We start from the raw sequence: 19,436 nt of genomic DNA on the forward strand, positions 1-19,436 counted from the left end.
TGCTCGGGACGTCGAGTCCTGGTCGCTCATGGCCCCTGTGGGTGGATCGCCATCATGTGCGCGTGGAGGCAGATGATGGCGGCCTTCCCGCAACTTGATCAAAGGAGATCAACGTGCACATGCAATCCCGTCCGCGCACCGCCGCCGTCGTGATGGCGCTGGGCGCGATCGTCGCATCGACGTCCATCGCACTCCCCGCCCACGCCGCCACCGAAGACGCTGCCCCAGCTGCGGTCGTCACCAGCTCATCTGCTCCGATGTCCTTCCGAGGCTACGACACGTCTGTGGCCGAGGCGCACGGCTATCGCATCGTGACCGACGCGCATGGACGTCAGACGAGCGTGCCGGTGTCCGCGGAAGCCAAGAGCGAGGTCGTGCTTGACGACGCCCTTCCCGGCGACTGCGGCTCGTCCTTCGTGACCGCGGCCAAGCTGTCCAACGACACGCTGGCCGTCAATACCGGATACGACGTCCCGTTCCCGATGGCGGAGAAGACCTGGCGGGTCAATGCCGTGTCGGTGTTCTCATCTCATACATTCCCGTGGGATGGACCGAGCGCCGGCGCCTGGTCTGCTCAGGCCGCTGCGACGCTCGTGGGTCCAGGTGTCGCCGTCGTCCCGCTCACCGCGCACGTCGTGGGTGATGACGGAACGGTCTGCTACTCGGCCGGCCCGACCGCGGCGTTCGGATGAGTACCCATGCCGCCTTCGTTGGAGACCCGACGGTAGGCACTCCCCGCCTGGAGGGGAGTGCGTCGTGCTGAAGGAAGAAGCGTCCTCGTCCGCGCATGCATCGAAACCGTCGACCCTCATCAATGATGACGGCTTGATGAAGCTCATGCATATCCGGGACTTGCATGCCCTCGCGGACACCGGCATCCCGCCGTCGCGCTGGCCCGCCACGCCCACTGCCCGACTCGATGGCGATGCGATCCCCGAGGCCGGAGAGCACGTGCGACGTCACTGGCTGGAGGCGATCACCTGGCATGCGGGAGGAGGAGCTAGAAGGCAAGCGACCTTGGTCGCCGCGGATACGGGAGACGTCGCGTCCGTCCGTGACGTGATCCCTCCCCCGTGGGATCGGGACGTCGCGGCCCTCCTTGACCTCGATCGCTACACGGAGTGGTTCTTGGCTCTCCCAGCGGCACCTCACGGCCTCGTACCGCCTGAAAGCGAATCCTCGCGGGTGGCCGCGACGGCAGCAGCGAGACGCGGCCTCGTCGTCATGGTCGTCCTTCCATTGCGTGAACCGCACGCGTCGCAGATCGGGGACGACTGCCTGCTTCTCTCATGGGGTGTCTACTCGGACGAGAGGCAGCGGATGCAGGCGCTGGATGGGTTCGCTCGCGGAGTGGCCGAGTAGGGGAACGCCCAGAAGCGCGGCCGGACGCGACGACGCGCCGCCGGTCGGGGAGCGCATCCCCGTCCGACGGCGCGTCGTGATCCTCTGAGCGATCCCGCCTGGCCTCAGGCCGCGTGAACGGGAGCGCCCGGCACCTGGGCGGCCTCGTCGTCGTCGGGCACGCAGCGGGTCGGGTCGGTCGCGATGTCCGGACCGGCGACGGCGTTGAGCCGCGCGAGGTACCCGGCGAACGCGTCGAGGTCGTCGCGTGTCCACTCGCCGAGGCCGCGGATCAGGCGGCTGCCACCCTGGGCGTCGTCCGCCTCGATCCCCGCGCGGCCCGCCGGGGTGAGCGCGAGCACGCGCACCCGGCCGTCCTGCGCGTCGGCGCCGACCTCCACGAGCCCCAGCTCCTGGAGCTGGCGCAGCTGTCGGCTGACCACGCTGCGGTCGACCCCGAGCTGGTCGGCGACCGCGCTCGCGTGGGCCGCGCCGCAGCGGCGGATCACGCGGAGCATCTTGTAGCCGATGGGCGGCAGCTCCGGGTGGATCCGCGCGGCGGCCTCCCGGGTGGTGGCCCGGATGCGCGCGGCGAGGGCGGTCATCTGCTCCTCCACCTCGGCGATGCCCGCGGCCACCCCATCGGCCATCCCGTCGACGAGCCCGTCGGCGACGCCGGGGGAGTCACCCGCGGTGTCGCCCACGGGGGAGCGGTCGACGTCGCTCATCGGCGGGCGTCGACCCCGGCGTCCTCGGCCTCGGGCAGTCGGATCGATCCGGTCGGGTTCGCCTCGCCGGCGGGGGTGAGGGCGACGGCTCCGGCGGATGCGCCGATGAGCGCGTCCTCGGCGTCGGTGCGGTGCACCCCACGGGCGTCGGACGACGCGGCCTTGTCGCTCTTCAGCTGCACGGCGTTCTTGCTGCCGAGCTGCGCGTTGGGCAGGAAGATCACCGCGATGAGCGACACGATCGCGAGCGGCACGCTGTAGAGGAACACGTCGCCGATGCCGACGCCGTACGCGCTCTCGACCACGGTGCGGACCGCGGGGCTGAGCTGCGAGACCTGCGGGATGACGCCGGAGCCGAGGGCCTGCGCGGCCGCGGCCTGGTCGGTCGGAGCGAGCTTGATGATCCCCGCGGTGATCTCCGACGCGATGATCGTGCCGAGGATCGAGCCGAGGACCGAGACGCCGACGGTGCCGCCGAGGCTGCGGAAGAAGGTGACCGCGCTGGTGGCGACGCCGAGGTTCTTGACCTCGATGGCGTTCTGCACGACGAGGACGAGGTTCTGCATGAGCATGCCGAGGCCCGCGCCGAGCACGAACATGTAGATGCCGACGAGCACGAAGTCGGTGTCGTAGCGGAGCGTGGACAGCAGCGATGTGCCGGCGACGATGAGCACGGCGCCCGTGATCATGATCGCCTTCCACTTGCCGCGGCGGCTGATCAGGTTGCCGAACACGGTCGAGGAGATGAGCAGGCCCGCCATGAGCGGGATCGTCAGCAGGCCCGACTGGGTCGGCGTGGCGCCGCGCGACAGCTGCATGTACTGCGCGAGGAAGACCGACGTGCCGAACAGCGAGATGCCGACCGCGAGGCTCGCGAGAACGGAGAGCGTGAAGGTGCGGTTGCGGAACATGGTGAGCGGGATGATCGGCTCGGCGACCTTGAGCTCGGTGACGACCGCGGCGATCAGCAGCACGACCGCGCCGCCCGCCATCAGGTACGAGGTGCCCGAGGCCCACTCGAACTGCTTGCCGGCCTGCGAGACCCAGATGAGCAGGAGCGAGACGCCGCTCGCGATGAAGACCGCGCCGAGGTAGTCGACGTGCACCTTGCGCTTCGGGTGCGCGGGGAGGTGGAGGGTGACCTGCAGCAGGATGATCGCGATGATCGCGATCGGCAGCGCGATGAAGAAGTTCCAGCGCCAGCCGAACGCGTCCGTCACGACGCCGCCGAGGAGCGGGCCGCCGACGGTGCCGACGGCCATGACGGCGCCGAAGAGCCCGGCGTAGCGGCCGCGGTCACGCGGGCTGATGATGTCGGCCATGATGATCTGGCTCAGCGCCGCGAGGCCGCCGGCGCCGAGGCCCTGCAGCACGCGGAAGACGATGAGCGTCTCGGTGTTCTGCGAGAAGCCGGCGAGCGCGGATCCCAGCACGAAGGTGCCGAGGGCGAGCTGGATGAGCAGCTTGCGGTTGAAGAGGTCGGCGAACTTGCCCCAGAGCGGCGTGCTCACGGTGGTGGCGAGCAGGGTCGCGGTGACGACCCAGGTGTAGCCGGACTGGTCGCCCTTGAGGTCGCTGATGATGATCGGCAGCGAGGTCGAGACGACGGTGCCGGCGAGGATCGAGACGAACATGCCGAGCAGGAGGCCCGACAGGGACTCGAGGACCTGGCGCTTCGACATGGATCCGTCGGCCGAGACGGTGCGGCGAGGGGCCTTCGCGGGTGACGCGGTGGCCGGGTGGTGCTGGGACATGATCCTCCGGGTAGTTGACTGCAAGCAACCATATGCCGATGGTGGATCGTTGTCAACCATCTCGGCTGGCCGTGGATCCGCTCCCCGGGCCGGAGGCGGCGCGCGGGCGGGAGTAGACCGGGAGGGAGAGCCGGTCGACCGACCGGCCTCGATGCGAGGAGGAACCCCATGGTCGATTCGGTGGCGACGGTCTGGCTGCCCGTCAAGGACATGACGCGCGCGGTGGCGTTCTACCGCGACACGCTCGGTCTCACGATCACGAGCGAGGACGCGGACTGGAGCGAGATCGACGCGGACGGCCTGATGATCGGGCTCAACGCGCGCGAGGAGGCGGGCGGCTCGTCGAGCGGCGGGGCGGTCATCTCCTTCACGCCCGACGGCTCCATCGAGGACGAGCTCGAGCGGATCCGGGCGCGCGGCGCCGACATCACGGGCGAGATCAGCGACCACGAGTGGGGCCGCATCCTCCCGTTCCAGGACAGCGAGGGCAACGACCTCCAGCTGTACACGCCGCCCGCGGGCGGCTAGTCGCGCAGCGCGTCGCTCACGGCAGCGGCTCGAGGTCGACGTGCACGTCGTCGCCGACCTCCAGGCCGTGGGCGTCGCGGATCGCGCGCTTGATCGGCAGCACCCACGAGCCGTCGCCCTGCGGGAAGACGGACGTGCGCCAGGTCGTGGTGCCGACGCGGACGCGGACGGGGACGGATCCCCAGCCGCGGCGGCCCGCCTCGCCCAGTTCGCGGAGCATCGGGCCGAGGTCGGTGGGCAGGCTCACGAAGGTCCAGAGCGCGCGCCGTGCCTCCCAGGCCCAGAGCGGCGCGGTGAAGTCGAGGGGGAGGTCGTCGGTCACCCTTCGACCCTAGGGCGCGCTCACCAGCCGGCGCGGTCGGCGATGAGCTCGGCGACCTCGGCGGGGGTGCGGGACGTGGTGTCGATGGCGTGGCCGCCGAGGCCCGCGGCGCCGATGATCGCGGCGAGCTCGGGGGCGCGATCGCGGTGCCAGGCGAGGGCCGCGGCGTCGTCGCCGTGGCGGGCGTCGAGCCGTGCACGCACCGCGTCGGCGTCGACCGTCAGGCGGACCAGCATCGGGTCGTGGGAGCCGAGCGCGGCGGCGTAGCTGGGCAGGTCGCGGGCGTGCTCGACGACGGCCGCGACCACCACCACGCGCGCTCCGGCCTCCCGGTAGTTGCGGGCGAGGTCGCCGAGGTTGCGGAGCGCCAGCTCCTGCTGGAACGGATCCGTACGCGGCGCCGGGCGGAGCAGGCTCACGGCGTCCATGTCGACCAGCGCGTGCGGCACCCCGCGCGCGGTGAGCACCGCGCCGAGCGCGTGCATCGTCGTGGTCTTGCCCGCGCCGACGGTGCCGGTGAGGATCACGGCGTCCGTCGTCGCATCTCAGCTGCCGCCCGTGACGAGGTCGCACTCGAGCTCGTCCGCGGACGCGGCGACGATCTCGAAGGACGCGGCGCCCGCGCGGATCGTCACCGTCGACATGCCGACCCAGCGCGGGTGCGGCTCGGCGGTGGTGCTGGAGATGGCGTGGCGGAGGATCCGGAGCCGGTCGATGGAGAGCGTCGCGGTGCGGCGGCGGAGGATCTGGTCGCGGCGCGTGAGGATCAGCAGCTCGCGCGGCGAGCACGCCGCCACCGCACCCGCGAGGCTCATCGGCCGGAGCCGCTGCAGCGCGCCCATGAGGCCGTCGGCGGTGGGCACGAGCGGCGTGCGCGGGCGCGACGAGAGGTAGCGGAGCTGCGGATCGCGCCCCGCCAGGTCCCAGTACGCCGCGGCGACGCCGGCCTCGTCCTGTCCGACGTCGATGCGCGGGGTCGCCTGCGGCGTCCGCGTCGGGCAGGAGCCGGGCACCCCGGCGGACTCGGCCGCGAGCGTCATCAGCAGCTCGGTCAGCTCCACGACCACGTCGGCGGACGCGCCGTTGAACGGGATCCGCAGGGCCAGGCCATCGGCCGTGTGCACCGTGAGCAGGCCGTCGAGCAGGTCGACGCGGTCGCGCACGGCCACGAGGTCGGCGAAGGGGATGCGCCGGGCGGTGAACGCGGATCCGTCGCGCGAGAGCACCTCCAGGTCGCGGTCGCCGACGACGAGCAGGTGGTCGTACAGGTCCATCGTCGGGTCGGTGTCGCGGCGCGGGATGTCGCGCGGGACCTTGAGCACCAGGCGGGCGGCGAACGGGTCGACGCCGTGCGGGCGGTACAGGCGGGGGACCTCGTCGAGGGTGCGGACGGTGTCGATCCACGGGCCGAAGGCGTCGTGCTCGGCTGTTCTGGCGGCTGGTGTCACCACGTGAACGTATACCGCGCGTCGGCGCCCACGGGAGGTCGGGACGTGCCCAATCCGGGGCGATCCCCGTGTGCTAGAGCAACGGCCGCGTCAGCCCTCGATCAGGTCGCGCTCGGGCGGCACGGCCGTCCACAGCTTCACGACCCGCCGGGCGAGCGCCCGCTCGAGGCCGCCGAGCGCCTTGACCACGAAGATCGTCGTGCGGGCGGGGGAGCCGGCCTTCGAGAACCCGCGGTCGACCGCGCGCACCCACGTCTCCGCCGCGATCTTCGCGGTCGAGTAGTTCGCGCCGCCCGGGTACGGGCGCTGCACGGCCGTGGACGAGACGATGGCGAGACGACCGGCGTCGGATGCCTGCAGGTCGGCGTCGAAGGCGCGCGTGGTGTTGCGCAGCGTGGTGACGAGCCGCTCGTGCAGGAAGTCCCAGTCGTCGTCGGTCTGGCCCTCGAGGCCGTTGCCGCCGCGCCAGCCGCCGACCAGGTGGATCAGGCCGTCGACGCCGCCGAGCTCGGCGCGGATCCGGTCGGCCAGCTCCACGACGGCCGCGTGGTCGGCGAGGTCGCACACCTCGCGGCGCTCGGCGTCGACCTCCGCGAGCCGTCCGGCGTCCGTGCCGACGGCGACCACGCGCGCGCCGGCTGCCGTGAGCTCCGCCGCGACCGCCCGCCCGGCGGCGCTCGACGCGCCCGCGACCACCACCACGCGGCCGTCGACGCTCACGCGGCCTGCCCCGTGATCCCGGCGGTGGATCCGATGACGTCGCGCATCTTCTTCTCCAGCGCCTCGAAGAACATGCTGAGCGGGAACTCGTCGTCGAGCACGAGGTCGGTGAGGCCCTTCGGCGGTCCGTCGAGCGGCAGCGCATCCGGTCCCTTCGCCCAGGTGGACGCGGGGTGCGGCGTGACCGTCTCGGTGACCATCGCGTACGCGGCCAGCCAGTGCGCGGTCTTCGGCCGGTCGATGGAGCGCCAGTAGAGGTCGTTCACGCGGTCGGCGAGGGCGATCACCACGTCGGCGACGTCGTCCCAGTCGATCGTGAGGCGCGTGTCGGTCCAGTGCAGCACGTGGTGCTGGTGCAGCCACGCGAACAGGAGCTGGCCGCCGAGGCCGTCGTAGTTGCGCACGCGGGATCCGGTGATGGCGAAGCGGAAGATGCGGTCGAAGATCACCGCGTGCTGAACCATGCCGGCGCGCTCGAGCAGCGCGTCGTCGGCGTCGGTGCGCTCGGCGGGGTCCATCGCGGCGAGCCGGCGCTGGATCGCGACGGCCTCCCGGAACGCCGTGAGGTCGCAGCGCAGCTCCTCGATCGAGTAGAGGAAGAACGGCATCCGCTGCTTGATCATGAACGGGTCGAACGGCAGGTCGCCGCGCATGTGCGTGCGGTCGTGGATGAGGTCCCACATCACGAAGGTCTCCTCCGCGAGCCGCTGGTCCTCCAGCAGGCGCCGGGCGTCGTCCGGCAGCTCGAGCTTCGTGACCTCGGCGGCGTGGCGCACCACGCGGCGGAAGCGGGCGGCCTCGCGGTCGGCGAAGATCGCGCCCCAGGTGAAGGTCGGGATCTCGCGCATCGCGACGGTCTCGGGGAACAGCACCGCGGAGTTGGTGTCGTACCCGGGCGTGAAGTCGACGAAGCGGATGGGGACGAACAGCGCGTTGCCGTAGTCGCCCGCCTCGAGCTCCTCCACGAACTCGGGCCAGACGACCTCGATGAGCACGGCCTCGACGAGCCTGGACGCGCTGCCGTTCTGCGTGGTCATCGGGAAGACGACGAGGTGCCGGATCCCGTCCACGCGGTCGCGCTGCGGCTGGAACGCGTTCAGGGAGTCCAGGAAGTCGGGCACGCCGAGGCCGGCGTCGACCCAGCGCGCGAAGTCCACGTCGAGCGCCGCGAGGTAGGCGGCGTCGTGCGGGAAGAGCGGGGCGAGCGCGCGGACGGAGTCGCGGATGGACTGGATCAGCCGCGCGGCCTCCGCGTGGTGCGCGGCGTCGGGGACCGAGCCGTCCTTGACCTGCATGGGCTGGAGCGCGACGGCGGCGTCCTTGAGGGCGAGCCAGGCGGGGGAGGAGGCGACGGTCGCGACGTCCTCGACGACCTCGGGCTCGCCGATGACGGCTGCGGTGGGTGCGGCGCTGGACATGGATCGACCTCCGATCGTGCGGGTGGCGTGCGGTGCCTCCACCGTATCCGCGGGATCGGCGCCGGATCGTGTCCCGCGTGCCGGATCCGCGCGTGGATCAGATCGGCGACGCAGCATCCGTGCGCGAGCGGCGAGGGCTACGCCTCGTCGTCGGCCGGCACGGGCGTCGTCGTCCCCGTCTCGTGGTCGCGCCGGAGGATCGCGTAGCCGACGGACGCACGCGGCTCGCCGCCCACGACGGGCCAGCCGTCGCGGTAGTGCGCCTCCTTCACGAAGCCCGCGCGCACGAGCACGCGGCGCATCGCGCGGTTGTCGTCGCGCGTCTGCGCCTCGAAGCGCGTCACGTGCGGGTACGAGCCGAACACGTGAGCGGTCAGCGCGCGCACCACCGGCGCGCCGAGCCCGCGACCGCGCGCGGCCTCCGCGAGCCGCAGGTCGAACAGCACGCCCGGATCCTCGAGGTCGTCGAGCACGACGAGGCCCACGCGGCCGGATCCCGCGACCTCGACCCACAGGGCCGCGTGCTCGGGCCCGGAGAAGTCGCCGTCGGCGATGCGCGCGTCGACGTCCGCGGCCGTCGGCCGGGGCCGGACGTGGAACGGGAACGCGTTCGAGGTCAGGAACTCCCGGAGCGCGTCGCGGTCGCGCTCGACGTCGACGGGGACGAGCGCGGCGGCCGGGGATGCGGGCGGGGTCTCGGGCATGGGGGTCCTCCGGGTCGGTTCGAGCGACGGCAGCGGGGGCCGGCTTCTCCACAGGCGCGGGTGAACAGCGGGTGAACCCGACGGTCCCCCGTAGAGGGGACATGCGAGCAGGGCGCAGGATCATCGCCGTGGATCCATTCATTCTCCTCGTGCTCGTCGTCATCACGGCGCTCGCCTTCGACTTCACCAACGGCTTCCATGACACGGCGAACGCCATGGCGACCTCCATCGCCACCGGCGCGCTGAAGCCGAAGGTGGCCGTCACGCTCTCCGCGGTGCTCAACCTGGTCGGCGCGTTCCTCAGCATCGAGGTCGCGCTCACGGTCACGAACGCGGTCGTGAAGATCCAGGACAAGTCGGGCGCCCCCGACCCGGCTCTGCTGCAGGGCGGCGGATCTGCGCTGCTGCTCATCGTGCTCGCGGGCCTCATCGGCGGCATCGTCTGGAACCTGCTCACCTGGCTGCTCGGCCTCCCGTCGAGCTCCTCGCACGCGCTGTTCGGCGGCCTCATCGGCTCGACGCTCGCGGGCCTCGGGCTGAACGGCGTGAACTGGGCGGGTGACGGATCCAAGCTCGACGGCGTCGTGGGCAAGGTGATCCTGCCGGCGCTCATGTCGCCGATCCTCGCCGGGGCGGTGGCCGCCGTCGGCACCTGGCTGGTGTTCCGGATCATCGGGAACCTCGCCGGGCGCGGCCTCGACCGCACCTTCCGCATCGGCCAGATCGGCAGCGCCTCCCTCGTCTCGCTCGCGCACGGCACGAACGACGCGCAGAAGACCATGGGAGTCATCACGCTCGCGCTCATCGCGGCGGGCGGCTGGACCGACACCGAGTCCGTGCCGTTCTGGGTCAAGATCAGCTGCGCGCTCGCCATCTCCCTCGGCACCTACATCGGCGGCTGGCGCATCATCCGCACGGTCGGCAAGGGCCTCGTCGAGATCGACACGCACCAGGGCATGGCGGCCGAGAGCTCGTCGGCCGCGGTCATCCTCGCCTCCAGCCACCTCGGCTTCGCGCTCTCCACCACGCACGTCGCCACCGGCTCCATCCTCGGCTCCGGCGTCGGCCGCCCCGGCGCGCAGGTGCGCTGGCGCGTGGCGCTGCGCATGGTCGTGGCGTGGATCATCACCCTCCCGGCCGCCGCCCTCGTCGGCGCGGTCATGTGGTGGCTCGGCCACCTCATCGGCGGCGCGGCCGGCGGCATCGCGATGACGCTCGTGCTCGTCGCCGTCGCGATCACCGTCTACGTCCGCTCGCGCAAGGACGACGTCGGCGCGCACAACGTCAACGACGAGTGGTCCGACGAGAAGACCGCCCGCCCCGCAGCCCAGCCCGCCGACGCCTGAAGGATCCCGCCATGCTCCCCCTCTTCCTCTCCGCGGTCGGCCAGGTCGCCCTCGTCGCCCTCGTCCTCGGCGCGGGCCTGCCCGCCCTCTTCGCGCTCGGGGTGCGGTCCTTCGCGCTCGCCAGCCCCGACACCAGCGGCCGCGTCGCCGGATCCGACTCCGCGCGTCGCACGCCGCCCGTCGTCCTCCAGGTGGCCGGCGCCCTCTGCTACGCGGTCGTCGTCCTCGCCGTGATCGCGGGCCTCACGCTCATCATCGCGACGGGCCTCGGCCAGACGGTGAGCTTCGAGCACGTCATCCCGACCTTCACCTCGAAGGGCTGACCATGACCGACAGCGCATCCGAGGCCGGCGGGCCCGGCGACGGCACGACCGGCGTCGTCGTCCCCGGCCGTTCCGACCGTGGCATCGTCCAGCGCGTCGTCGGCTGGCTGCGTGCGGGCTACCCGTCCGGCGTGCCGGACCAGGACTACGTGCCGCTGCTCGGGATCCTCCGCCGCAGCCTCACCGCCGAGGAGCTCGAGCAGGTGGTCGACCAGCTCGTCGACGACGCGGTCGCGGCCGAGGCCGCCGGCGAGGAGATGGGCAGGAGCCAACTCCGCGAGCGCGTCGAGGCGATGCTGCTCGGCCCGGCCATGCCCGAGGACCTGGTGCGCGTGTCGGCGCGGCTGGCGGCGGCGGGCTGGCCGCTCGGATCCCCGGAGGACCTGCACGAGCCGGACGCCGCCGACGCGCGCGCGACCGAGCGCACGGGCCTCGTCTCCCGCATCGTCGCATGGCTGCGCGCCGGCTACCCGGCCGGCCTGCCCGAGCAGGACTTCGTCCCGCTGCTCGCGCTGCTGCGTCGCCGTCTCAGCGACGAGGAGGTGCAGGAGGTGAGCGCGCGGCTCGCATCCGAGGGTGGGCTGCCCGCCAGCCGCCTCGACGTCGCCTCGGCCATCGCGGGCGTCACCTCCGAGATGCCGTCGGACGCCGACATCGAGCGCGTGCGCGCGTACCTCGAGGCCCACGGCTGGCCGGAGGGCTTCCGCATCTGACGCGGGCGGGCATACCGCACTTGCACTGACTGCCCAAAGGTGCAAACATGCACTTCGTGACGACAAGTGCAACGGGACTGCGTGAGCGTCGCCGGGTGGAGACCTCGGCGAAGCTCACGACGCTCGCCCGACGCCTCACCGCGGAACGGGGCCTCTCCGGCTTCACCGTCGAGGAGGTCTGCGACGAGGCCGGCGTCTCCCGCCGCACCTTCTTCAACTACTTCGCCTCCAAGGAGGACGCGCTCTTCGGGCGTTCCGCCCGCGTCGAGACCCAGGACGTCGAGGACGCGTTCGTCGCGGCCGGCGACCCCCGGGATCCGGCGCTCTCGCCCTCGCTGCTCGACGACTTCGCGGACCTGTGCCTCGAGCGCTGGGCGCGCCTGGACACCGACGGCACCTCGATGCAGGACATGCACGCGGCCTTCCGCCGCGAGCCCGACCTCCTCGTGCGCGCCCTCGAGGCCGCCATGGAGGACGAGGCGAAGGACGTGCTCCTCGTCGAGCGCCGCGAGGGGCTGCCCGCCGGCGACCTCCGCGCGGCCGTCGTCGTCCAGACCATGGGCGCCCTCGGCCGGGCGAGCGCGCGCGAGTTCCTCGTCCCCGGCAACGCCGACCCCATGCAGCTCATCCTGCGGAGGCGCCTCGACGCCCTCCGCGAGATCGCCCATCCCACCACCACCGCGACCACCCGCCAGCACGAACGGACCCCATGACCGCCACCGCCCCCGCGCCCCTCCTGCTCACGCAGCGGCGCATCTGGATCATCTTCTCGGCCCTCATCGCCGGCATGCTCCTGTCGAGCCTCGACCAGACCATCGTCTCCACCGCGATGCCGACCATCGTCGGCGAGCTCGGCGGCGTCGACCACCAGGTCTGGATCACCACGGCCTACCTGCTGGCCACCACGATCGTCATGCCCATCTACGGCAAGTTCGGCGACGTGCTCGGCCGGCGGAACCTCTTCCTCGCGGCCATCGCGATCTTCACGCTCGCCTCCGTCGGCTGCGCGTTCGCGGGCGACTTCTGGTCGTTCGTCGTGTTCCGCGCGGCGCAGGGCCTCGGCGGCGGCGGGCTCATGATCCTGTCGCAGTCGATCATCGCCGACATCGTGCCGGCCAACCAGCGCGGCAAGTACCTCGGCCCGCTCGGCGGCATCTTCGGCCTCTCGGCCGTCGGCGGCCCGCTCCTCGGCGGCTTCTTCGTCGACCACCTCACCTGGCAGTGGGCGTTCTACATCAACATCCCCATCGGGATCGCGGCCTTCGTCGTGGCGTTCATCACGCTCACGCTGCCGAGCAAGAAGGCCACGAAGCGGATCGACGTGGCGGGCGTCGTGCTGCTCTCCATCGCGACGACGTGCCTCATCTTCTTCACCGACTTCGGCGGCGACAAGGCGTACGGCTGGGGATCGCTCCTCACCTGGGCGTGGGGCCTCGGGCTCGTGGTCGCGGCGTCGCTGTTCGTGTTCACGGAGTCGCGCGCGGACGACCCGGTGATCCCGCTGAGCCTCTTCCGGAACCCCGTCTTCGTGAACGCCACCGCCATCGGCCTCGCGCTCGGCATCGGGATGTTCGCAGCCATCGGATTCGTGCCGACGTTCCTGCAGATGTCCACCGGCACCTCCGCCGCGGTCTCGGGGCTGCTGCTCCTGCCGATGATGGTGGGCCTCATCGGGATGTCGATCACCTCGGGCATCCTCATCACCCGCACCGGGAAGTACCGGATCTTCCCCATCGTCGGCACGCTCCTCACGATGCTCGCGCTCGTGCTGATGACCTCGCTCACCGCCCAGACGCCCGTGTGGCTGATCTGCGTGTTCCTCTTCGTCTTCGGGCTGGGCCTCGGCCTGATCATGCAGGTGGTGGTGCTCGTGGTGCAGAACGCGGTGCCCGCCGCGCAGATCGGCACCGCGACCAGCACGAACAACTACTTCCGCGAGGTGGGCGCCGCGCTCGGCACGGCCGTGTTCGGCACGCTGTTCACGACGCGCCTCACCGAGAACCTCACCACCGTGTTCGCCGGGGCGGGAGCTGCTCCGGGTGATGCGGCGGCCTCGGCCAGCAGCATCGACCCGCAGACGCTGAACGCCCTGCCGCCCGCGGTGCGCGACGGGATCGTGGACGCGTACGCCGACGCCCTGGCGCCCGTGTTCTGGTACCTCGTGCCGTTCATCGCGATCGCCTTCGTGCTCTCGCTCGTGCTCAAGCAGATCCCGCTGTCGGACGTCGCCGGGCTCGTCGCCCGCGGCGAGGCGGTGGGCGGCGAGGAGGCCGAGCGGCTCGAGGCGGAGCAGCGCGCGGGCGTCCGCGCCGGCACGCGCCCCGCGGAGGCGACCGGACCGGACGCGGCCGACGACGCGTCGCGGATCGCGGTGCCGTCGAGCGACGGATCCGGGAGCTGACCCGGGCATCCGGTCGGCGCACGACCCGTTGACGACGCGCTCCCCGGCTGGTCGAATCGCGGAAGGGCCGCCGTCTCCACGCGGAGGCGGCGGCCCTTCCGCGTCGGTCCCCGCCGCGGATCCCGTGCATCAGCCCCGCCGGAGGTCGCCGTGAGCGAGCCCATCGTCATCACCCGCACGTTCGCGGCCTCCCGGGAGCGCGTGTTCGACGCGTGGATCACCCCGGCCGACTTCGCCGCCTGGTTCGGCACCGCCGCGGTCGACGTGCCCCTCGACACCCTGCGGATGGACGTGCGCGTCGGCGGCGCGTGGACGGCCGTGATGCGCCTCCCTGACGGCAACGCCATCGACTGGGCGGGTGAGTACGTCGAGCTCGATCGGCCGGCGCGCATCGCGATGACCATGACCGACCGGCCCGACGAGCCCGCGGGCGAGCCGCTCACGGTCGACCTCGAGGAGGTCGCCGGCGGCGCGACGCGCATGACCATGACGCAGCGCGCGGGCGAGTTCTCCGACGAGCAGCGCGAGATGACGATCCAGGGCTGGAGCGCCTTCTTCGACGTGATGGAGGGGCTGGTCGCGCCGGTCGCCTAGCGCGTGCGGCCGGCGGGCCGGTCCTGTCGCGGCCGCCGCACCACGCCGACCGCGGTGATCCCCGCCGCGCCGAGCGCGAACGCGAGGACGGCCAGGAACGGCAGCTCGTCAGCCGACATGCCCGTGGCGGCGAGCGTGTCGCCCCGGGCCGCGGAGGCGTCGGCGGCGGCGAGTTCGGCGGGCGAGCCCGGGAGCTGACCGGGGTCGGACGCCCCGGGCGAGGTCGTCCCGGGACCCACCGCGGCAGCGCCCGTGAGGCAGCGGCGCACCTCGGCCGTGTCGTAGAACAGCGACCCGGGCGCGATGGGCGTGCAGCCGGCGCGGAACGGGATCGCCTTCTCGTCGTAGAGCATGCGCACGATGGCGCGGCCGCTCGCATCCCGGTAGACGTCCCACTGCACGTTGGCGGCCATGGGCGTGACCGTCTCGCCGCGCCATGCGTTGGTCGCGTACGTGTACGGGGCCTCGGGCGTCACCGGCTGCGTCGAGCCCGGCAGGCCGAGGAGCGCCGCGAACGGGATGATCGTCTCGGCGTGCGCGAAGCGGAACGTCGCGGCGGTGGAGGATCCGGCGAGGCGCGCGTCCATCGAGTCGAGGAAGTCGTCGAGCAGCGGCGTGGCCATCTCGTACGTGATGTCGCTGCCATGGAACGCCGGGCCCTTCGAGTAGAAGTCCTCCGCGTCGAGCAGGTAGGCGAACCACTCGGTGTCCGCGTCGTCGCCGGCGAAGTAGCGGTCGAAGTCGACGCTGACCTCCTCCGTCATGTCGGGCGCGATGATGTAGAGGTTGTAGAGCATCATCGCGGCATCGAGCTCGTCGTCGACGTGGGTGCCGCCGTCGCCGCCGTCGACGAAGTGGTACTGGCCGGCCGCGAGGCGGTCGACGAAGGCGGGCGTGTAGATGCGCTCGAGCAGGCGGCGCGCGGCCTCGTGGCTGCGGGGCTGGGCGTAGATCGCAGCCACCGCGGCGGTCACGGCGGGGCCGTCCTCGTAGGCCTGGTAGTCGGCGTTCGCGGCGGACTTGTGGAAGTAGAGCGTGTCGGGGTCCTTGGCGATGTCCTTCGGCAGGTGCGAGGCGAGGAGCGGATCCGCGCGCTTCAGCCCCTCCGCGAACGCCTTGCCCGACGCGGTGGCGCGCGCCTCGCCTGAGCTCTCGAGCGCGACGGTGTCGGACCCCGCGTCGATCCCTGCGAACAGCGACGGCAGCCGCTCGACGACGCGCGCGCCGATGCCGCGGTGCTGGTCTGCGCCCTGGCCGGTGAGGTTGCCGTAGCCGAGCTTCTTGTTCGCGGCGGTGAGCTTGGCGACCTCCGGGCCGAGCGTCTGGCCGAGCGTCGTGAGCGCGCCCTCGGAGCGGGCCTGCTCCCACACCTGCGTGGTGAGGGAGTCGTACTTGAAGCTCGACAGGGCGCGGGATCCGTGACGGGCGACCGACTCCGTGTAGACGGGCGCGAAGCCGGCGGGCGCGGGCGCGAGGTCGGCCGCGGTGCCCTGCGGGGCGTAGGGGGTCTTGCTGCTGTAGTACGTGCGGTCGGCGGATCCGGCGCCCGTGCCGGTCGCCGCGAGGGCCGGGAGGGCGGATCCGCCTGCGGCGATCCCGAGGGCCAGCGCGAGCGCGACGGAGGCGGACAGGCGGCGGAGGGTGCGGAGGCGCATGGGTTCCTGGTGGAGCGGGCGCGGCGCGGGGTGAGCGCGGCGGCGGGTGCGGGTGGGTCGCGGGCGCGACGCGGCCGACGCTAGGCGGATCGCGTGACGCGGCGGTGTCCCGGCGCTGAACGGGCGGGGCGGCTGCCGGCGTCGGGACGGGCCCGGCGCCGCCCGTAGGGTGGGAGGACGCGGGCGAGGGGAATCGGATGATCGGGGTGCTGACCGGCTTCGCCATCATCGGCTTCATCATCGCCGTGGGCTACGGCGTCGGCCGCTCCGGGATCGCGGGTCCCGGCGCCCAGCACTCCCTCAACCGGGTCGCGTTCTTCGTCGCGACACCCGCGCTGCTGTTCACGGTGCTCGCGAAGGCCGACCTGCACGTCGTCTTCTCGGCGTTCCTGCTCACGTCGGCGAGCGCGGTGGCCGTGGCGGCGATCCTCTACCTGATCGTGGCGCGGATCCTCTTCCGCCGGCCGGTCGCGGAGACCACCATCGGCGCGGCATCCGCCAGCTACGTCAACGCCAACAACATCGGCCTGCCGGTCGCGATCTACGTGCTCGGCGACGCGCAGCTCGTCGCGCCCGTGCTGCTCCTCCAGCTGCTGGTGCTCGCGCCGACCACGCTGACGGTCCTCGACATCTCGAGCCGCGGATCCGCGTCGGTGGTCGGGATCCTCACCCAGCCGCTGCGCAACCCGATGATCATCGCGTCGATGCTCGGCATCCTCATCGCGATCACCGGGCTCCAGGTCCCCGACGCGATCTACGAGCCCTTCCGGCTGATCGGCGGCGCGGCGATCCCCATCGTGCTGATGGCGTTCGGCATGTCGCTCGTGGGGCGGAAGCCGCTCGCGCCCGGATCCGGTCGCGGCGAGATCGTCGTGGCCTCGGTGATCAAGACCGTGGTCATGCCGCTCGCGGCGTTCCTGCTCGCGCGCTTCGCCTTCCACCTCGACGCGCCGCAGACCTTCGCCGCGACCGTGATCGCGGGCCTGCCGACGGCGCAGAACATCTTCAACTTCGCGTCGCGCTACGAGCGCGGCGTCGTTCTGGCGCGCGACACCGTGCTGATCACGACGGTCGCGTCGATCCCGGTGCTGCTGGTGATCGCGGCGCTGCTCGCGCCCGGGACCTAGCGGGCGCCAGATCCAGCGGGCTACGACCTAGCGGCGGCGGGTCGGCGTCGCGCGCTGGGCGGCGCGCTTCTGCGAGCGCTTCGCCATCTGGGCCTTGCCCTTGGCCATCGCGGCCTTGCCCTGGCGGCTGCGCAGGAACTTCCGGATCACGGGGACGGCGACGAACAGGAAACGGATCAGCGGCATGGTGCTCCTCGGGGGATCTGCGCGGATCGGTGGATGCCCGCTCATCGACCCTGCCAGGTCCGGCGGCGCGCGACCGGGTCGGGAGCGGATGCGGCGGGGAACGGCCAGGCGGGCGCAGCGGTCAGGGCCCGGCCCGCCTCAGAGGGCCTTGCGCATCTGCTGCGCCGTCACGTCGTATCCCGCCGACGCGTACAGCGCGATCGCAACGTGGTTGGCGCCGAAGACGTTGAGCGCCAGCGCGGGGGCCCCGGCCGTGCGCGTCGCCTCCTCCACCGCGGCGAGCAGGGCCCGGCCGTACCCGGATCCGCGGCGCGAAGGATCCACCATGAGCTCGAACAGGAACGCCGTGTCGGGCCTGCCGTTCGGATCGTCGAGCGCGACCCAGGCGCTGCCGACCCCGACGCCGTGCTCGTCGACGCCGCGCAGGAGCAGGGTGCGCGGCGTCCGGATCCCGTCGGGGAGCCACTTCGCGGTCTCCGCCGCCGACCGCGCGCGCGCGCCTTCCGCCGGCCAGAGGCCTGCCTCGAACTGGCGGGCCGCGTAGTCCTCGTCGGCGGCTGCCATCATCTCGGCGAACTCGGACGGGGTCATGGGGCGCACGGTCACGGAGGGCATGCAGCGCATGGTCGCAGGGGCGGGCGCGCCCGCGGCCGGGCTGTCCACGTCGGTCGCCGCGGCGGCAGGCCCCGGGAGCCGGGGGGCGCGTCAGCCGCGCGGGCGCTCCCCGTCGCGGATCCACGCGACCTCGGCGCGCAGCAGCTCGGCGCCCGGGCCGACGGGGGCGTGGTCGAGCTCGAGGGACGCGCGCGTGTCGAGCACGATGGGGTGCGCAGCCGCCCACGGGTGCGCGCCGCCGTCGACGCCCGGCTCGAGCGGGACGATGCGCCCGCGCCAGCCCAGCTCGTCGGCGATGACGGCGACGATCTCGGCGGCCGTCAGCGGATCCGGGTCGGCGGCGTTGAGGATCCGCGCGCCCGGCACGTCCGCGACCCGCGCGATGAGCGCCGCCGCGTTCACCGCCGCGGTGAGGTGGTCGACGGACGCGCCGCGGTCGGCGAGCTCGATCGTCTCCGCGCCCGCGAGCATCCGCTCGGCGATGGCGCGCGTGCGGGCGTTCCTCGCCCACCGGCCGTGCACCTTGGACGGGCGGATCACGGTGACGGGCAGTCCGCTGTCGAGCGCCGCCCGCTCCACGGCGACCTTCGAGGGCGCGTAGCCCTCGCGCGTGAACGGATCGGTGCCGTCGGCGGCGGGCGGCAGGGTCGCGTTGTCCTCGGGGATCGGGATGGGGAAGCGCGGCGGCTCGTCGCCGTTGATGTGGCGTCCGGCGTCGTCGACGTACACGGCGCGCGAGGAGGCGACGACGACGGATCCGCTCGCCCGCATCGCGGGGACGAGCGCGTCGACGTCGGCGGCCGTGAACGCGACGAGGTCGACGAGGAGGTCGACGCCGTCGCCGGCCAGCCGCTCAATCGCGCGGGAGTCGGCACGGTCGAGCGCGTGGAAGCGCACGCCGAGGTCCCGGAGCTCGGCGGGCATGAGGTCGGGATCGCGGCCCGTCACGTCGACCGACCACCCGTCGCGGGCCAGCCGCTCGGCGGTCGCGCCGCCGATGGCTCCGGTGCCGCCGAGGATGAGGGCGCGACGCGAGGGGGAGGAGGGCACGGTCGTCGAGCCTAGGGGCGCGCGAGACGCAGCGGGGAACACGTCCGGCAGGATGAGCGCATGCCCCTCCACGACTCCGAGGTCCGGCTGATCGCAGCGGCCGAGGCGCTCGCGCGGACGCTCGGCGCGGACCCGGACCACACCATGGCGGCCGCGACCCTCGATGCAGCCGGTCGGATCCACGTCGGCGTCAACGTCTTCCACTTCACGGGCGGCCCGTGCGCGGAGCTCGTCGCGCTGGGTGCCGCGGCTGCAGCGCACGCGGGACCGCTCGTGGCGATGGCGGCGGTGGGCGACGGGGGTCGCGGGATCGCCCCGCCGTGCGGCCGGTGCCGCCAGGTGATGCTGGACCTCCAGCCCGGCATCCGCGTGGCCGTGCCCGGTGCGGACGGACCGGAGATGGTCGCGATCGGCGAGCTGATGCCGGTCTCGTACGCGCGACCCGACGAGTAGTCGACCGGGA

The 19,436-nt window shown here is 72.7% G+C and carries 23 protein-coding genes; 11 read left to right on the plus strand and 12 right to left on the minus strand.

Annotated elements, in window-relative coordinates; genetic code table 11:
• Nucleotides 1-113: 113 nt before the first annotated feature.
• Together NL142_RS02100 and NL142_RS02105 are read left to right on the plus strand one after the other, a co-directional pair.
• Entirely contained in the window at nt 114-692 is a 579-nt protein-coding gene (locus tag NL142_RS02100; RefSeq protein WP_435080779.1) for a hypothetical protein, read from the plus strand.
• Nucleotides 693-756: 64 nt separating this feature from the next.
• On the plus strand, nt 757-1,362 hold the full coding sequence (locus tag NL142_RS02105; protein ID WP_146079881.1) for a hypothetical protein: 606 nt from the start codon (nt 757-759) through the stop codon (nt 1,360-1,362).
• A gap of 104 nt (nt 1,363-1,466) precedes the next feature.
• Here NL142_RS02105 and NL142_RS02110 read toward each other — a convergent pair whose 3' ends face one another.
• Nucleotides 1,467-2,069: a MarR family winged helix-turn-helix transcriptional regulator gene (locus NL142_RS02110; RefSeq protein ID WP_435080780.1), complete on the minus strand. Its 603-nt coding sequence runs from the start codon at nt 2,067-2,069 to the stop codon at nt 1,467-1,469.
• Nucleotides 2,066-3,823, minus strand: coding sequence for a DHA2 family efflux MFS transporter permease subunit (locus NL142_RS02115; protein WP_435080781.1), 1,758 nt, complete (start codon nt 3,821-3,823; stop codon nt 2,066-2,068). The genes NL142_RS02110 and NL142_RS02115 overlap by 4 nt, the downstream gene beginning before the upstream one ends.
• Before the next feature lie 168 nt (nt 3,824-3,991).
• On the opposite strand from NL142_RS02115, the gene NL142_RS02120 reads away from it, so the two are divergent.
• Entirely contained in the window at nt 3,992-4,351 is a 360-nt protein-coding gene (locus NL142_RS02120) for a VOC family protein (RefSeq protein WP_194683567.1), read from the plus strand.
• A gap of 16 nt (nt 4,352-4,367) precedes the next feature.
• Here NL142_RS02120 and NL142_RS02125 read toward each other — a convergent pair whose 3' ends face one another.
• The 6 genes from NL142_RS02125 to NL142_RS02150 all read right to left on the minus strand — a co-directional run bounded on the left by NL142_RS02125 (nt 4,368) and on the right by NL142_RS02150 (nt 8,963).
• Nucleotides 4,368-4,673: a DUF1905 domain-containing protein gene (locus NL142_RS02125; protein WP_194683566.1), complete on the minus strand. Its 306-nt coding sequence runs from the start codon at nt 4,671-4,673 to the stop codon at nt 4,368-4,370.
• A 20-nt stretch (nt 4,674-4,693) separates the two neighbouring features.
• Nucleotides 4,694-5,200: an ATP-binding protein gene (locus NL142_RS02130; protein ID WP_435080782.1), complete on the minus strand. Its 507-nt coding sequence runs from the start codon at nt 5,198-5,200 to the stop codon at nt 4,694-4,696.
• Between the two features lie 18 nt (nt 5,201-5,218).
• Nucleotides 5,219-6,121: a phospholipase D-like domain-containing protein gene (locus NL142_RS02135; protein WP_435080783.1), complete on the minus strand. Its 903-nt coding sequence runs from the start codon at nt 6,119-6,121 to the stop codon at nt 5,219-5,221.
• A gap of 90 nt (nt 6,122-6,211) precedes the next feature.
• Complete coding sequence (locus tag NL142_RS02140) at nt 6,212-6,841, minus strand: SDR family oxidoreductase (protein ID WP_435080784.1); 630 nt, start codon at nt 6,839-6,841, stop codon at nt 6,212-6,214.
• Entirely contained in the window at nt 6,838-8,259 is a 1,422-nt protein-coding gene (locus NL142_RS02145; RefSeq protein WP_435080785.1) for a DUF6421 family protein, read from the minus strand. Before NL142_RS02145 ends, NL142_RS02140 begins: the two co-directional genes overlap by 4 nt.
• A gap of 137 nt (nt 8,260-8,396) precedes the next feature.
• On the minus strand, nt 8,397-8,963 hold the full coding sequence (locus NL142_RS02150) for a GNAT family N-acetyltransferase (protein WP_435080786.1): 567 nt from the start codon (nt 8,961-8,963) through the stop codon (nt 8,397-8,399).
• Between the two features lie 128 nt (nt 8,964-9,091).
• On the opposite strand from NL142_RS02150, the gene NL142_RS02155 reads away from it, so the two are divergent.
• From NL142_RS02155 to NL142_RS02180, 6 genes are all read left to right on the plus strand, one after another.
• Nucleotides 9,092-10,309: an inorganic phosphate transporter gene (locus NL142_RS02155; protein ID WP_435080787.1), complete on the plus strand. Its 1,218-nt coding sequence runs from the start codon at nt 9,092-9,094 to the stop codon at nt 10,307-10,309.
• Nucleotides 10,310-10,320: 11 nt separating this feature from the next.
• Nucleotides 10,321-10,632, plus strand: a complete 312-nt coding sequence (locus NL142_RS02160) for a hypothetical protein (RefSeq protein ID WP_435080788.1) — start codon at nt 10,321-10,323, stop codon at nt 10,630-10,632.
• 2 nt (nt 10,633-10,634) lie between these two features.
• Nucleotides 10,635-11,345 carry a DUF3349 domain-containing protein gene (locus NL142_RS02165; protein WP_194683558.1) on the plus strand — a complete coding sequence of 237 codons (711 nt, stop codon included), beginning with the start codon at nt 10,635-10,637 and terminating at the stop codon, nt 11,343-11,345.
• Between the two features lie 95 nt (nt 11,346-11,440).
• On the plus strand, nt 11,441-12,058 hold the full coding sequence (locus NL142_RS02170; protein ID WP_435080789.1) for a TetR/AcrR family transcriptional regulator: 618 nt from the start codon (nt 11,441-11,443) through the stop codon (nt 12,056-12,058).
• Nucleotides 12,055-13,746, plus strand: coding sequence for an MDR family MFS transporter (locus NL142_RS02175; RefSeq protein ID WP_435080790.1), 1,692 nt, complete (start codon nt 12,055-12,057; stop codon nt 13,744-13,746). Before NL142_RS02170 ends, NL142_RS02175 begins: the two co-directional genes overlap by 4 nt.
• A gap of 150 nt (nt 13,747-13,896) precedes the next feature.
• On the plus strand, nt 13,897-14,340 hold the full coding sequence (locus NL142_RS02180; protein WP_435080791.1) for an SRPBCC family protein: 444 nt from the start codon (nt 13,897-13,899) through the stop codon (nt 14,338-14,340).
• Here the strand turns inward: NL142_RS02180 and NL142_RS02185 are convergent.
• On the minus strand, nt 14,337-15,995 hold the full coding sequence (locus tag NL142_RS02185; RefSeq protein WP_435080792.1) for a histidine-type phosphatase: 1,659 nt from the start codon (nt 15,993-15,995) through the stop codon (nt 14,337-14,339). The two genes, NL142_RS02180 and NL142_RS02185, sit on opposite strands and share 4 nt — an antisense overlap.
• 197 nt (nt 15,996-16,192) lie before the next feature.
• On the opposite strand from NL142_RS02185, the gene NL142_RS02190 reads away from it, so the two are divergent.
• A complete protein-coding gene (locus NL142_RS02190) occupies nt 16,193-17,122 on the plus strand; it encodes an AEC family transporter (protein WP_435080793.1) in 930 nt (309 codons plus the stop codon).
• A gap of 27 nt (nt 17,123-17,149) precedes the next feature.
• On the opposite strand, the gene NL142_RS02195 is transcribed toward NL142_RS02190, so the two are convergent.
• The 3 genes from NL142_RS02195 to NL142_RS02205 form a co-directional block, all read right to left on the minus strand.
• Complete coding sequence (locus NL142_RS02195) at nt 17,150-17,308, minus strand: hypothetical protein (protein WP_167332595.1); 159 nt, start codon at nt 17,306-17,308, stop codon at nt 17,150-17,152.
• Between the two features lie 138 nt (nt 17,309-17,446).
• A complete protein-coding gene (locus NL142_RS02200; RefSeq protein ID WP_435080794.1) occupies nt 17,447-17,923 on the minus strand; it encodes a GNAT family N-acetyltransferase in 477 nt (158 codons plus the stop codon).
• A 90-nt stretch (nt 17,924-18,013) separates the two neighbouring features.
• On the minus strand, nt 18,014-18,973 hold the full coding sequence (locus NL142_RS02205) for an NAD-dependent epimerase/dehydratase family protein (RefSeq protein ID WP_435080795.1): 960 nt from the start codon (nt 18,971-18,973) through the stop codon (nt 18,014-18,016).
• A gap of 60 nt (nt 18,974-19,033) precedes the next feature.
• Between NL142_RS02205 and NL142_RS02210 the strand changes: the two genes are divergently transcribed.
• Nucleotides 19,034-19,426 carry a cytidine/deoxycytidylate deaminase family protein gene (locus NL142_RS02210; RefSeq protein ID WP_194683551.1) on the plus strand — a complete coding sequence of 131 codons (393 nt, stop codon included), beginning with the start codon at nt 19,034-19,036 and terminating at the stop codon, nt 19,424-19,426.
• The last annotated feature ends 10 nt before the right edge of the window (nt 19,427-19,436 follow it).

The sequence above is a fragment of the Clavibacter quasicaliforniensis genome (assembly GCF_051201715.1).
GTDB lineage: Bacteria > Actinomycetota > Actinomycetes > Actinomycetales > Microbacteriaceae > Clavibacter > Clavibacter seminis.